The sequence below is a fragment of the Desulfitobacterium sp. PCE1 genome (assembly GCF_000384015.1).
In the GTDB taxonomy this organism is placed as follows: Bacteria; Bacillota; Desulfitobacteriia; order Desulfitobacteriales; family Desulfitobacteriaceae; genus Desulfitobacterium; species Desulfitobacterium dehalogenans.
This window is the reverse complement of sequence record NZ_KB913023.1, coordinates 3117482-3131054: the sequence shown is the minus strand read 5'-3', so window position 1 is coordinate 3131054 and position 13573 is coordinate 3117482. Positions and strand designations below refer to the sequence as shown.

The 13573-nt window shown below is 44.8% G+C and carries 13 protein-coding genes and 1 pseudogene; 8 read left to right on the top strand and 6 right to left on the bottom strand.

What is annotated here, in order from left to right:
• Nucleotides 1–12: 12 nt before the first annotated feature.
• The 4 genes and pseudogenes from DESPCE1_RS23835 to DESPCE1_RS0115635 form a co-directional block, all read right to left on the bottom strand.
• A complete protein-coding gene (locus tag DESPCE1_RS23835) occupies nt 13–390 on the bottom strand; it encodes a transposase (protein ID WP_242835400.1) in 378 nt (125 codons plus the stop codon).
• A gap of 11 nt (nt 391–401) precedes the next feature.
• Nucleotides 402–902 (bottom strand): helix-turn-helix transcriptional regulator, encoded by a 501-nt coding sequence (locus DESPCE1_RS22130; protein WP_019851000.1) that lies wholly within the window; start codon nt 900–902, stop codon nt 402–404.
• A gap of 39 nt (nt 903–941) precedes the next feature.
• Nucleotides 942–2018: pseudogene (locus DESPCE1_RS0115640) on the bottom strand (YifB family Mg chelatase-like AAA ATPase); the annotation flags it as partial.
• Nucleotides 2019–2189: 171 nt separating this feature from the next.
• A complete protein-coding gene (locus DESPCE1_RS0115635) occupies nt 2190–2750 on the bottom strand; it encodes a hypothetical protein (protein ID WP_019850998.1) in 561 nt (186 codons plus the stop codon).
• Nucleotides 2751–3009: 259 nt separating this feature from the next.
• On the opposite strand from DESPCE1_RS0115635, the gene DESPCE1_RS0115630 reads away from it, so the two are divergent.
• The 7 genes from DESPCE1_RS0115630 to DESPCE1_RS0115600 all read left to right on the top strand — a co-directional run bounded on the left by DESPCE1_RS0115630 (nt 3010) and on the right by DESPCE1_RS0115600 (nt 9855).
• Nucleotides 3010–3957: a decaprenyl-phosphate phosphoribosyltransferase gene (locus DESPCE1_RS0115630; protein WP_028305593.1), complete on the top strand. Its 948-nt coding sequence runs from the start codon at nt 3010–3012 to the stop codon at nt 3955–3957.
• Nucleotides 3957–5216 (top strand): glycosyltransferase family 39 protein, encoded by a 1260-nt coding sequence (locus tag DESPCE1_RS0115625; RefSeq protein ID WP_019850996.1) that lies wholly within the window; start codon nt 3957–3959, stop codon nt 5214–5216. Before DESPCE1_RS0115630 ends, DESPCE1_RS0115625 begins: the two co-directional genes overlap by 1 nt.
• Nucleotide 5217: 1 nt before the next feature.
• Nucleotides 5218–5574: an SMR family transporter gene (locus DESPCE1_RS0115620; protein WP_014794900.1), complete on the top strand. Its 357-nt coding sequence runs from the start codon at nt 5218–5220 to the stop codon at nt 5572–5574.
• A gap of 230 nt (nt 5575–5804) precedes the next feature.
• On the top strand, nt 5805–6140 hold the full coding sequence (locus DESPCE1_RS0115615) for a metal-sensitive transcriptional regulator (protein WP_014794899.1): 336 nt from the start codon (nt 5805–5807) through the stop codon (nt 6138–6140).
• A gap of 48 nt (nt 6141–6188) precedes the next feature.
• Nucleotides 6189–9080, top strand: a complete 2892-nt coding sequence (locus tag DESPCE1_RS0115610) for a heavy metal translocating P-type ATPase (RefSeq protein ID WP_014794898.1) — start codon at nt 6189–6191, stop codon at nt 9078–9080.
• A gap of 59 nt (nt 9081–9139) precedes the next feature.
• Nucleotides 9140–9334 carry a heavy-metal-associated domain-containing protein gene (locus tag DESPCE1_RS0115605; RefSeq protein ID WP_014794897.1) on the top strand — a complete coding sequence of 65 codons (195 nt, stop codon included), beginning with the start codon at nt 9140–9142 and terminating at the stop codon, nt 9332–9334.
• 89 nt (nt 9335–9423) lie between these two features.
• On the top strand, nt 9424–9855 hold the full coding sequence (locus DESPCE1_RS0115600) for an Hsp20/alpha crystallin family protein (RefSeq protein WP_014794896.1): 432 nt from the start codon (nt 9424–9426) through the stop codon (nt 9853–9855).
• A 58-nt stretch (nt 9856–9913) separates the two neighbouring features.
• Here the strand turns inward: DESPCE1_RS0115600 and DESPCE1_RS0115595 are convergent, their stop codons facing one another.
• Complete coding sequence (locus tag DESPCE1_RS0115595) at nt 9914–10093, bottom strand: small, acid-soluble spore protein, alpha/beta type (protein WP_014794895.1); 180 nt, start codon at nt 10091–10093, stop codon at nt 9914–9916.
• Nucleotides 10094–10296: 203 nt separating this feature from the next.
• On the opposite strand from DESPCE1_RS0115595, the gene DESPCE1_RS0115590 reads away from it, so the two are divergent.
• Nucleotides 10297–11127, top strand: a complete 831-nt coding sequence (locus DESPCE1_RS0115590) for a TIM barrel protein (protein WP_019850994.1) — start codon at nt 10297–10299, stop codon at nt 11125–11127.
• Between the two features lie 19 nt (nt 11128–11146).
• Here DESPCE1_RS0115590 and DESPCE1_RS0115585 read toward each other — a convergent pair whose 3' ends face one another.
• Complete coding sequence (locus DESPCE1_RS0115585) at nt 11147–13486, bottom strand: ATP-binding cassette domain-containing protein (RefSeq protein WP_019850993.1); 2340 nt, start codon at nt 13484–13486, stop codon at nt 11147–11149.
• Nucleotides 13487–13573: the final 87 nt, after the last annotated feature.

Genomic DNA, 13573 nt, shown 5'->3' with positions numbered 1-13573 from the left:
GTGCGTCCGGCTTTAGACTTGCTTTTTTTTCTCATATGCGGCTTGGATGGGATGACCCGCGTGGCAGATGTAGCTGTCATTTTCAGCATCATATGGCATATTCTCCCGTTTGCCGATGTCACTCTTGTATTTTTTAGTCTTAGCCTGCTCATGGTTGGCAGGTTTGATGAAGGCCAGTTGTCCGTTCTCCTCGCACCAGGTGTAGTTATCTTCGCTCTCAAAGCCTGCTTCCGCCACCGGCTTGGTGTAGCCAAGAGGGAGGAGCTTTTCCATCATTGGGATGAATGTATCTATATCACTGCGGGCTTGGGAGATCATCGCAGCGACGATGTACTCGGCGTCTACCGCCAAGGTGACATTGTAGCCAGGCTTTGGCTGCCCGTTTTTCATGTGATCCCCTTTCATCCGCATGAATGTGGCGTCTCTGTCTGTCTTGGAAAAGCTGTTGCGCTCACCAAAGCTGTGGTTGTAGTCGTCATATTTTTTCTGGCGGGCCAGGCAAATTCAAAATTCAGTCTATCAAGCTTATATTTAGGCATCCGCTCTCCACTCTCCCAAGCTCTAAGGGTTCTTACATTAACTCCAAGAAATTTTGCATACTCCGATAGGGTCATCCCACGCATTAGACGTGCTCTTTTTATTTGTTCCGGAAGTGTTTTTTTAGGCAGTAGATCAAAAGCAGCCAACTTATAAAAAGGGACCTCTAAAACAGCCCCTAGGGTTTTCAGTGTTGATAGCAAAGGATTGACCTTATTATGCTCTATACCCAGTATCGTTACTTCGCTTAATCCGCTTGCTCTTACTAAATCTGCTATTGTCATTCTCTTAGCAAGTCTTGCTTTCCGAACACGAGATCCCGTTGTATTCCCGAGTATAACTGTTCCAGTTTGTCGTGGTGGCAAAGTTTCCTTCTTATTATATAACGCTCAATATTGTAAACTACACGGGCAGGGATTCATGCTGGCGACAATACTTAGCCGGGCAGGATATTTGACACTGCCCTGCTGCCGGGTCAGGGTCAATTCCCGGTCTTCTAAAGGTTGACGCAGAGATTCGAGGACTTCCCGGGAAAACTCCGGCAATTCATCCAGGAAAAGTACGCCGTGATTGGCCAGAATGAGTTCGCCGGGTTTAAGAGCACGGCCACCGCCAAGAATCCCTGCTGCAGTTGCCGAATGGTGGGGCTGGCGAAAGGGTCTTGATTGAATAAGCTGCCCGTTATGGCCCAATAAACCGGCGATACTGTAGATTTTAGTAACTTCAAGGCTCTCAGTTCGCGTCAAAGAAGGGAGGATTCCCGCATAGGCTTTGGCGAGCATGGTTTTGCCTGAGCCGGGAGAACCCATAAGCAGGATATTATGTCCCCCGGCAGCGGCAATTTCCAAAGCTCTTTTCGCTTGCTGCTGACCTCGGATGGAGCATAAATCCAGGGTTTCCTCAGAAGGCTGCTCAATGGGGGAAGAATCGGTTAAAGGAAACGATGCTGTGAAGGGGGAAGAAAAGAGCTCCTCGGTATGGAGTGCACTCACCAATTGAACAAGGTTTTCTGCTGAGCCGCTTTTGATTTCTTCAATAAGATTGGCCTCGAGGAAGTTCTCATGAGGAACAATCAAGGCGTAGGAGGAGAGTTGGGCTAAGGAAACGGCCATTGCAAGAACTCCGGATACCGGCCGTAGTTGTCCTTCTAAAGAAAGCTCTCCGACGAATACCATCCCGGTGAGTTTTTCCAGAGGACATTGTCCTGTAGCGGCCAGTATACCGACGGCAATAGGTAAATCCAACCCTGATCCATCCTTTTTTATATCGGCAGGGGCTAAATTAACCGTAATACGCTGCAAAGGGAAATTAAACCCCGAATTTTTGATGGCTGAGCGAACACGTTCCCGAGATTCCCGTACGGCAATGTTGGGAAGCCCGACGATAGCAAAATCAGGCAAGCCGTTGGATACATCCACTTCCACCCGAATTAAATGAGCCTGAATTCCAGATACGGCCATGCCATGAACAGAAGCAAACATCAAATCCCTCCCATAGAAGGAAGAATTCGACAAATACCTATATTTTCCTTCCAGAATCGCTTGCAAATTTTTGTCTATGGAGGGGGAGGCAGCCCCGGGTGGAAAAGAAATATGCTCCTCCATCTGTAGTGGTTTTTAATAACCGGACTACATTGGGGAGCATTGATTTTTTTATTTTATCCGTTTAAGATAGGCGGTTTCCATTTGCAGGATGTCAATCTTGGCTTCGATTCGCTCCAGCGAGCGAGAAACATTTTGATTGATATCTTTTTGTACTTCTCTGGCGTCAAATAAAGCCGCAATTTTCTTCGTTAAACCTTCTTCCATGCGAGTTTGTGATTGTTTGAGGCTGGAGATGTCCTCTTTCATAGAGGAAATATCTATTTTCATGGAAGAGATATCTTGGTCCATACGAGCTTGTGATTGCTTAAGGTTGGAGATATCCTCTTTCATAGAGGAAATATCCATTTTCATGGAAGAGATATCTTGGTCCATACGGGCTTGTGATTGTTTAAGACCGGAGATATCCATTTTCATAATGTCGATATCGATCTTCATAGTATCGATATCTGCCTTCATGGCATCGATATCTACCTTCATAGTGGAGATGTCAAGCTTCATAGTGTTGATGTCAGCCTGCATTACCTCTTGGTTGATAGCTAAAGTGTCTATACTTTTAGTGAGTGTACTCAGCTGCTGGATTACTAATTCCTGAAATTGACTATTATCCAATAAATCAATCCTCCTTATCAACTGGGTATCTCTTTAATTTACTCTTCTTGATAATCATATAAGACAAGCTTTGGGTTGTAAAGTGCAAAAAAAACAATTCCTGGAACGATATTAGGAAGTAATAATTTGGTAGCATGCGGTATTTTTTAGGGGCAGGAAGTGAGATGGATGAGTCGAATAGTTATTAATAGTGGAGTTATGCTCTTAGGCTATTATTAATTAGCTTGAGACTAAATAGATAGGGTGTGTATGAACATTGGTGGTCCAGTTAGAAACTCTAAGGGATAAAAATCCTGGTCCAGAGCCGCAAAAGAAGAATACGATAAAAGCAATTGCACAATTAGTCCGTCCTCGGCAATGGGTTAAGAATTCCTTTGTCTTCATTGGCTTGTTGTTCACGCAAAACCTTAGCCAACATTTGATTATTAAGGTCATCATTGCCGCGGTGGCCTTTTGTCTTGTCTCCAGCGCAGTCTATGTGATGAATGACTTTGTGGATCGAAGATATGATCGGAATCATCCGATTAAGTGTAAGCGCCCTCTCGCATCAAATCGGGTTACTCTTCCTGTAGCAGGCTCGATTTGTGCTCTGTTTCTTTTGGGGGGAATCCTCTTAGGTTTGCATGTATCTAAAATCGCCGTAGGAATTCTTGTTTTGTATGTTGCCCAGAATATAGCTTATACGAAAGGGCTTAAACGAATTGTTCTCATCGATGTGTTTATTATTGCTCTGGGGTTTATGATGAGGATTCTCATGGGAACTTGGGGAGTGGGAATTCCCCCTTCTGAGTGGCTCTTATTGTGTGGCTTTATGGTGGCTCTTTTTATGGGCTTTGGGAAACGGTGTTCTGAGTTGAACGAATTGAACGCAGATGCCGGACTGCATCGGCCTGTTCTGGAACGATACAGCTCCGGGTTCTTAAATCAATTGCTTGGTATTACGGCCGGTGGGGTTATTTTTACCTATAGCTTATATACCCTGGATTCTGCAACTGTGGCACTTCATCATACCTCTGCTCTCATTTATACAGTGCCCTTTGTTATCTATGGCATTTTCCGCTATCTCTATCTTATTCATGAGGGGGAAGCGGGAGATCCGTCGAAGCTTGTCACAAAGGATGGACATCTGATTGCGGTCGTTATTCTTTGGGTTCTGTGCGTATTGTGGATCCTAAAGCTTCATGATCTAGTATTAGGGGTGTTTTGATGTATCGGATTCTACTTTTTGGTTTGTTAGTTGATGTGCTCTGGGTCATTCTGGTACAAACGGTACCTTTTTCAGATTTCTCATATTATCACCGATTAGCGACTCAAATTGCCAATGGCGGCCCATGGGGCGATACCTATACCTCTGTGGGTTATCCGATTTTTCTGGGGCTCTTTTATAAGCTGTTCGGGAGTTCGATCTGGGTTGCCAAATTTTTAAATATTGCCCTGAGTACAGTAAATAATATCCTTGCCTATTTTCTGCTTAAAAAAATGTCCGTCCCTGCAGAGGTGCGGAATAAATGCCTTTTGCTCTTTGTCTTGTTCCCGATGAATGTTTATTATAACAGTTTAGTGGCTTCAGAAATTCTCTTTACCACAGGGCTGCTCTCTGTTCTATTACTCTATTTTTCCAATCTCCGTTGGAAGTATTTTTGGATTGGAGTATTGACGGGACTCAATGCAATGATCAAGCCGTTCTTTCCTGCCTTTGTCCTGGCCATCTTCTTGGTTGAGATTTTGAGCAAAAGGAATTTCCGGCAGAGTCTAAAACGGTCCGGAATCGTGCTTCTGGTGGCCCTCATCGTGCTATCGCCCTGGCTCTATCGAAATTCTAAGATGTTCGGTGAGTTTTGCTATATTTCAAATAATAGCGGCATAGTTCTCTATATTAATAACAACTCCCAGAATAAAGTGGGCGGTTGGATGCCCGCCGAGGATGTAGAAAATTCTGTGGTCAAAACCCCCGCCTATCAAGAGGCAAATCCCCTTGAAAGGAATAAAATGCTTAGTGCGGCGGCTAAAGAGTGGATCGTAGGACATCCCTTAGAATTTCTTATCTTGGGAATGAAGCGGCTTGCCCGTACCTTTCTACTCGTCGGGGATATCAATTATGCCTTTCATGGAACGGCACTCGCATTGCCAAGTATTCAGATGTTTCTTGCTGCTCCGGGGAGCAGTTGGGTACCGTTTTTCATCTTCCTGACTTCTGAGCTAGTACGGGCCCCTGTTTTCTTCCTGGGCTGTATCGGAATACTAAGTTATTCCTGGCGAGTTTTGAGAGGGGCTGTCTTCTCAGGCAGGCCGGAACAAAGAAGAATTAACAAAGAAAAGCTGACCCTCTTGATTACATTCTTTATGTTTGCCGGCGTGTATTTTATCACAGAGGGGCAGAGCCGTTACGCCTATCCAACGGTGATTATTCTAATCTATTTTGCCCTTTGGCGGGTGTATCAATGGAAAGATAAGATGGAGGAATAATATGTTAGGGCAGATTATCATCTCGGTTATGCTTGGGGCGCTCGGCCAAATCCTCGTAAAAATCGGAGCTAAGAATCTTGAACTGGACTTTTCACCCGAGAATTTACTTAGAAGCCTCGGCATGATTATCCAGAACTTCCCGGTCATGTCAGGGTTGTTTCTTTACGGAATAAGCTTCTTATTGTGGATTAAAGTGTTGAGTAAGACGGAGTTAAGCTATGCATACCCTTTCGTCAGTCTTGGCTATATTTTTATCATGGCGTTTTCAGTGATCGTCTTTAAAGAGAATATTTCCTTTTATCGAGTGCTGGGAACTGCGCTGGTCATTGTCGGTGTCTTTTTCATTTCAAGGAGTTAAAAAGAGGCTTAAGAAAAGAAATATGCTCCTCCATCTGTAGTTGTTTTACGAATCGGACTACGTTGGGGGAGCATTATTTTTTTACGTTATCCGCTTAAGATAAACGGTTTCAGTTGAACATATAAGACGAGCTTCAGACTGTAAAGGGAAACGGTAGCATTTCGCAAGAAAAATAGCAATTGACAAAATAGGATAGGGGGGTATACTATATCTTCAGGAGGTGGACACCAATGGAGGAAAAAATAAAGCATTGTCCAGCTTGTCATGACTCAAATGATCAGGAAAGTGAAAGACTAAGCCATCATAGTGAAAGAACCATTCGTGAGTTGATCAATCGGATGAATCGGATCGAAGGTCAGATTCGCGGCATCAAAGGAATGATTGAGAATCACGCCTATTGTGATGATGTATTAAATCAGATTGCTTCAGCTCAGGCTGCGTTAAATGGTGTATCCAAACTTCTTTTAGAAAAACATATGAAATCCTGTGTTCTCGAGCAGATCCAAGAGGGTAACGATCAGGTCCTTGATGAGTTGGTCAAAACCATTTACAGAATGATGAAATAAGGGGTATCAAGGACTTAAGAGCGGGATAGAAGCCGAGGAGGCGTTACAATGAGTAAAAAGAGCAAAATAATTAAAGTGACCGGCATGACCTGTGAGCATTGCGTTCGTCGGGTGAAGAAAGCCCTTGAGAGTTTACCTGAGCTGGAAAATGTAGAGGTCTCTCTGGAGAAAGAATCGGCCAGCTTTGACTGGGCAGGGGAAATCCTAAACATGGAAAAGGCGAAAGAGGTCATTGAAGAAGCGGGCTATGCGGTGATAGAGGCCGAAGAGGAAACGCGGCAAAAGGAACTCAAGGTTCATGGTATGACCTGTGAGCATTGCGTCCGAAGAGTCAAAAAAGCTCTGGAGAGTCTCCCGGAAGTGACCGATGTCGAAGTCTCATTAGGGGAGTCTCAAGCCAGCTTTCGTTATAATCCGGCTATAACCACAGATGCACACATTAAGGAGGCTATCCAGGAGGCGGGATACACTACAGAGTCCACAGAATCCACTGAAGCCCCCGTGCCGGACACCCAAAAATCGAAAAGCACTGCACAACGGTCCATCAACGGGACAAAACAACTCAAGATAACAGGTATGACCTGTGCTAATTGTGCTCTGACTATTGAAAAAGGAATGGCAAAGCTGCCGGGGGTCAAATCCGCTACGGTCAATTTTGCCTCAGAGAAACTTTCCTTAGACTATGATCCCTCACTTCTTGATGAAAAAACTATTCTTGAGAAGGTCAAAGATTTGGGTTATGGGGCATACATGGAAAGCAATGAAGGGAAAGCCCAATTTAAAGTGAGCGGTATGACCTGTGCTAATTGTGCTCTGACCATTGAAAAGAAATTGCGCAACACTCCGGGTGTTCAGACCGTAGCCGTTAATTTTGCTACAGAAAGTGTCACCACAGACTATGATCCCGCCGTGACTAACCTGGAGACGATTTATGAGCAGATCAGGGATGCAGGCTATACCCCGATCGAGAATAAGGAAGAGTTTCATGAAGATAACCATGTGAAATCCCAGCGGAACTGGGTCATCTTTAGTGCGTTGTTATCCGCTCCCTTAATGCCTATGATGTTCATGCCCATGACTCCTGGCATGATGTATACCATGTTCTTCCTGGCAACTGTCGTTCAATTTACGGCAGGCTGGACATTTTATCGGGGAGCTTATCATGCCCTGAAAAATCGCTCCACAAATATGGACGTTTTGGTCGCGATGGGGATTACGGCTGCTTATGCTTATAGTGTGATGACAACCTTCCCCCATATTTTCTTTGAGGGGCCCACATTCTTTGATACATCAGCTCTCTTAATCACCTTTGTACGTTTTGGTAAATATTTAGAAGCAAAAGCCAAGGGACGTGCCGGACAGGCCTTAAAACGCCTCCTTGAGCTCCAGGCGGATAGAGCCCGCTTATTTATTGATGGAGAAGAAAAAGAGGTCCCTGCTTCCAGTGTCAGGATCGGGGATGTGGTCCTGGTGAAGCCCGGGGAAAAGATTCCTGTGGACGGGGTGATCCTCGAAGGGCAAGCCAGTATTGATGAGTCCATGATTACGGGAGAATCCATACCGGTTGATAAGGGTATCGGTGAAAATGTAGTCGGTGCAACCATCAACCGTTCGGGAAGCATTAAGGTCTCCACCACAAAGACAGGTAAAGACAGTGTCCTTTCTGGAATTATCAAAATGGTGGAGGATGCGCAAGGGGTTAAGCCTGCTATTCAGCGTTTGGCTGATAAGATATCCAATGTCTTTGTGCCCGTGGTAGTAGCTATTTCGATCCTGACCTTCATCATCTGGTATGTATTCCTGGACAGCACCTTTGTCTTCGCTTTTACTGCGGCCATTGCAGTCTTGGTCATAGCCTGCCCCTGTGCTTTAGGTTTGGCAACCCCCACGGCCATTATGGTGGGAAGCGGCGTCGGTTTAAACCGGGGTATACTTTTCAAATCAGCAGCCGTACTTGAAGGAATAGCCAAAGTGGGGGCCATTGGCTTTGACAAAACAGGCACTTTAACCAAAGGGAAACCTGAAGTAACTCATCTCATTTCCTATGAAGGATATTCACAAAAGGACCTGCTCAGGATCGCTGCGGCAGGAGAGAACCCTTCCATCCATCCCTTAGCTCAAGCCATCGTCCAAAGAGCCAAAGATGAAGGGATCGAAGTGGCAGACGTTCAGGATTACCATGAAGAAAGCGGTCATGGGACGATCTGCTCTTACCAAGGTAAAAAATTGCTCATCGGCAATAGAAAGTTAATGATGAAAGAGAATGTTCCCACCGAAGGGGTAGAGAACGATTTTCAGGAATTGGCCAACGAAGGAAAAACTACCAGCTTTGTAGCCTATGATGGAAAAATCATTGGGATCATCGCCTTGGCGGATGTCTTAAAAGAGAGTACGAAAGAAGCGATTAAACGCTTGCATGGTTTAGGAATTAAGACCTTCATGATTACCGGGGATAATAAGAAAGTCGCCACCGTCATTGGCAATGAGGTGGGCATTGACGAAGTGATTGCGGAGATCCTTCCCCAGGATAAAATTGAGATTATCAAGAGATATCAAAACGATGGACTAAAAGTAGCCATGGTCGGGGATGGGATTAATGATGCCCCCGCCTTAGCTCAAGCCGACATCGGTATCGCTATCGGCTCAGGCACGGATGTGGCCAAAGAAACCGGGGATGTGGTTCTGGTGCGCAATGATCTCCTGGACGTGGAGCGTGCTATTCGTCTTGGCCGCAAAACCCTTACCAAAATCAAGCAGAATTTATTCTGGGCTCTCATCTACAATACACTGGGAATCCCTATTGCTGCCGGAGTGCTTTTCCCTATCACCGGAGAGCTCTTACCCCCTGAATGGGCCGGTCTGGCGATGGCCTTTTCCTCGGTGTCTGTAGTGACCAGTTCCCTGTTGCTCTCAAGGTATAGTAAGGTATTGGCCAATTAAAAATTTGTTGTTTTTCTCCTTCTACGAGTTGGAGGAATAGATAAAGGGAGGTAAGAACCATGAATCAAACATTAAAAGTTACCGGAATGACCTGCAATCATTGCAAAGCTCATGTGGAAAAAGCGTTGCTGAAAGTTGGCGGAGTCCAACAAGTGGAGGTGAATTTAGAAAAAGGAGAGGCAGTTGTTGCCGGATCAGCCGGCCGTGAAGACCTGATCAAGGCTGTGGAAGACGCCGGTTACAGCGCTGATTGAACGAGACTTCTTTCAGTGATAATGCATGTTTTGAAACGGGATTTGCCATACTAAGATTGAAGAATACGAACCTTAATGAGGTGAGAATTATGGCATTAATTCCTAATGATCCCTTCCGGATGCTCAATCACTATTGGGATGAAATGGAGCGTAATTATCTTAGAGGCCGTGGCAAAGAGGAGCTTTCACAGTTTCTCTATCGGGTCGATGTGGAAGAAACATCGGACCAGGTGTATGTGACGGCAGAGATTCCAGGCCTTGAGAAGAAAGAGGATCTTCATATTGAGATTAACGAAAATCTTCTGACCATCAGCGGTGAGGTCAAACGGGCTGCCACGGCAGTTGAGAGAGCTTCTCACCGCACAGAGAGATATTACGGAAAGTTCAGCAGAACCCTCACCCTTCCCGCGGTGGTAAAAGCGGATGGCTCTCATGCCAGCTATAAAAATGGGATTTTGGAATTGTCTTTTCTCAAGGATCGTCACCCGGCAGCCCGCACTATAGAAGTAGATTTTCATTAAGCTTGATATTTAGAAAGGGATTAACTCCAAAGAGTTAATCCCTTTACCGTCCCTTGTCTTAGGACAAACGACCAGACATATTGCGTTCGGCAATTTCAATTGCTTTTTTGACCATGTTGCCACAATCCCGAGATGAAACCCCACTGAACCCTTCCTGCTTTAAGGTATCCGAAAATCCAAGCTCTTGAGCTATCTGTTGCTTAAGGTTATCTGACATAGTACTACGACGTCTGGACATTTGGATTCCTCCTTTCACCTTAGGGAAATTCAATCTCCTTGCTATTTAAGCAAGTAACACTAGTTTGCATCGCTTCCCTTAACTTTATGTGTGACGAAGGAGCTATTGTTATGCCGGAAAAGGAATAAATAGTTAGATAAAGTCAGAAAAACTGTTATGATATACCCAACACCTACAAGGTAATGAGAAAAGGAGGAATAGATTTGCCACTTTTATTCGGGACTGCTGGGGTTCCCTTATCAGCCAAGGAACGGTCCACAGAAGCAGGGGTCAAACGGGTTAGGGAGCTTCAACTGGATGCCATGGAAGTAGAGTTTGTCCAAGGGGTCCGCATGAGGGAAGAGAAGGCCCAAAAGATTGCCAAAATAGCTGTGGAAGAGAAGGTTGCCCTAAGCTGTCATGGCCCTTATTGGATTAATTTTAATTCTCAGGAACCTGAAAAAGTAGCAGCCAGCCGGGACCGTCTTTTGCATAGTGCACGAATAAGCAAAATCTTAGGTGTAAGAAGTGTGATATTTCATCCCGCTTTTTATCATCAAGATGATCCTCAAGTGGTCTTGGAAAGGACAGCTGGGGAACTTATGATTGTTCGAGAGATTCTGGACACAGAAGATAATGATGTCATACTGCGACCGGAGACAACGGGAAAGCCCTCGCAGCTGGGCACGCTTCAGGAGGTTTTGACCTTAGCACAAGTAGTGCCTGGGGTTTTACCCTGTATTGATATAAGTCACCTTCATGCCCGCAGCAATGGGGGGATCAATACCTATGATGAATTTTGTCAAGTCCTGGAGGCTGCGGCAGAAACCTTAGGGGACCGCTGGGTTAAAAATGCTCATTTTCATGTTTCCGGGATTGAATATGGTGCCAAGGGAGAGAAAAAGCACCTTATCCTTGATCAATCCGATTTGCGCTATCCCGAGCTATTAAAGGCATTTCATACCTTTGGTATGGAAGGATTGGTGATTTGTGAAAGCCCCAATCTCGAAGAGGATGCTCTTCTATTGCAAGCTACTTATCACGAGATGGGATGAGTAGGATCCCCAGGCTTCCTTATTCTGTACGCAACGCTTCTACGGCATCCTTTCGAGAGGCCAGCCGAGCGGGAATATGACCGCCTAATACAGTAATTACGGTACTGAGGATGATTAAGAGGACAGCATGGTCCAGCCTTAACTGGGATGCATTGGTAAGGCCGGTAGATTTATGGATAGCTTGATTGATAGGGAATGTACATGACCAGGCTACCACAATGCCGAGGACACCGGAAAAAACTCCGAGAATAAAAGTTTCAGCATCAAATACTCTTGTAATATCCTTCTTTCTTGCGCCCAGTGCTTTCAAAATACCGATTTCTTTAGTCCGCTCCAAAACACTGGTATAGGTAATGATACTGATCATAATCATACTGACCACCAAAGAAATAGCGGCGAAGGCAATAAGGACCAGGGTGATACCATCCATAATCCCTTTAGTCAAATCTGAAAGGGTCCCAGCCAAATCGGTATAAGTAATGACATCCGCTTCATCTTTTCCTACATTATAGTGCTCAATATATTTGATGACCTCATCCTTGGCGTCAAAGTTTTTAGGAAAGACCATGATCATATAGGGAGAGGGGTCGCCCCCTAAATAAGCAAGCAGGAGTTCCTTAGTATTTTCATCGATCTTCTCTCGGGATAAGACATTATAATCAGCATCTCTTTGGGCTATCACAATGTCGGAATCCATAGCGTTATCGATAACTTTTTGGGATAGCTGATCATCATAAGCGATCCCGGATGCCAACATAGACATACTGGTTCCGGCTTTGGGACGAACTACACCGGAAATTTTAATGGTAAAACCATTTGCAGAGGTATAGTTTTTTTCATAAGCATTGGCAGGGAGATAAGTTCCGAAGGGGGTTTTCGCGTAGAAGTCGTTATTATGGATCACTCTATACTCTGTTCCTACAACATCGGAGAAGGCCAGGCGGTCATTTCCTTCCCCATCAAACCCTAAATCCCCCAGGGTGCCCTTTTCGATTTGATTTTGGCTATTGAGTACCAATACCACATCGGTGAAGTTTTTAGGATATTCTCCTGCCAGTAACTCATAATTATCTACCAGGTAACTATTATTTCCTGAAACGGCACTGGGAAAGGAAGACAGGCCGACTGAACTTGAGGAGGTCATATTACCTGAGGGTGGCCCATTGCTCAAGGTGATAGGAAGGTACTTATCCTCCATCTTCCGTAAAAGGTTCATTTGGACCACTCGGGTATAACCAATACTGCCAACAATATCCGGTGAGACATTTTCCAAGTAGTTGATAAATTCCGGGGAAAGATCGTTTTTATGAGTAATGATATTTTTGCTGGAATCTATGACAATAATTTCGTTAGTATTGGAATTGGCATTGGTACCATAGATCCGATCCCGAATTTCTAGGGTCATATTATTCAGATCGTTGGCATTCATCTGTTGAGTTTCCTGGGAAATAATAATAGGAAACTCAGCCATGGCATCGAATTGGAATTCGTCAATTTCTGAACGAAAGCCCGTGGATAAGCTTAAGATAATGGCAATCCCGATAATACCGATACTGGAAGCAAGGGCGGTGAGAAAAGTGCGCCCTTTTTTGGTCCATAAATTCCGGAAGGATAGGTTAAGAGCGGTCAAGAAGCCCATTCCAGTTTTCTTGAGGTGAAAATCCTCGGGGTGGGCGGGGATTCCATAAGGATTGGTATCGTCAATAATCTTGCCGTCGGAAAACCGGATGATGCGATCCGCGTAAGTTTTGGCCAGCTGGGGATTGTGGGTGACCATAATCACCAACCGATCCTTGGACACCTCTTTGATCAAATCCATAATCTGAACACTGGTAGTACTATCCAAAGCCCCTGTGGGTTCATCGCACAAAAGAATTTCCGGATCATTGGCAAGGGCTCGTGCTATAGCTACCCTTTGCATCTGTCCGCCGGAGAGCTGGTTAGGCTTTTTATGCAGATGCTCCTTTAGTCCTACTTTTTCTAGGATTTCCAGAGCCTTTTTATGCTTTGCCTGCTTGGAAACGCCGCTTAAAGTCATGCCCATTTCCACATTGGCCACGATACTGATATGTGAAATCAGATTATAGCTTTGGAAGACAAAGCCCACTGAATTATTGCGATAGGCATCCCATTCGTATTCTTTAAAGGCTTTGGTGCTTTTGCCTTTTATAATTAAGTCCCCTGAATCGTAATGATCCAGTCCGCCAATAATGTTTAAGCAGGTGGTTTTTCCGGAGCCGCTGGTACCCAATATAGCCACAAACTCTTTATCTCTAAAGGAAACGTTTATGCCATCGAGAGCCTTTGTTTCGATATCTCCTACCCGATAGATTTTTTTGATTTCTTTAAGCTCAAGCATGATAGCCTCCTCAAGAGTATACATAATGGGTCTCATGGGTATTTTCTCTTTTACTTATGTTTTTAATGCAGAGACGGGCTAAGTTTC

Bases quoted from the DNA above. Each gene is read 5' to 3' on its own strand.
- DESPCE1_RS23835 (WP_242835400.1), bottom strand. From the start codon at position 390: ATGAAAAACGGGCAGCCAAAGCCTGGCTACAATGTCACCTTGGCGGTA.
- DESPCE1_RS0115625 (WP_019850996.1), top strand. From the start codon at position 3,957: ATGTATCGGATTCTACTTTTTGGTTTGTTAGTTGATGTGCTCTGGGTC.
- DESPCE1_RS0115620 (WP_014794900.1), top strand. From the start codon at position 5,218: ATGTTAGGGCAGATTATCATCTCGGTTATGCTTGGGGCGCTCGGCCAA.
- DESPCE1_RS0115615 (WP_014794899.1), top strand. From the start codon at position 5,805: ATGGAGGAAAAAATAAAGCATTGTCCAGCTTGTCATGACTCAAATGAT.
- DESPCE1_RS0115610 (WP_014794898.1), top strand. From the start codon at position 6,189: ATGAGTAAAAAGAGCAAAATAATTAAAGTGACCGGCATGACCTGTGAG.
- DESPCE1_RS0115605 (WP_014794897.1), top strand. From the start codon at position 9,140: ATGAATCAAACATTAAAAGTTACCGGAATGACCTGCAATCATTGCAAA.
- DESPCE1_RS0115600 (WP_014794896.1), top strand. From the start codon at position 9,424: ATGGCATTAATTCCTAATGATCCCTTCCGGATGCTCAATCACTATTGG.
- DESPCE1_RS0115595 (WP_014794895.1), bottom strand. From the start codon at position 10,093: ATGTCCAGACGTCGTAGTACTATGTCAGATAACCTTAAGCAACAGATA.
- DESPCE1_RS0115585 (WP_019850993.1), bottom strand. From the start codon at position 13,486: ATGCTTGAGCTTAAAGAAATCAAAAAAATCTATCGGGTAGGAGATATC.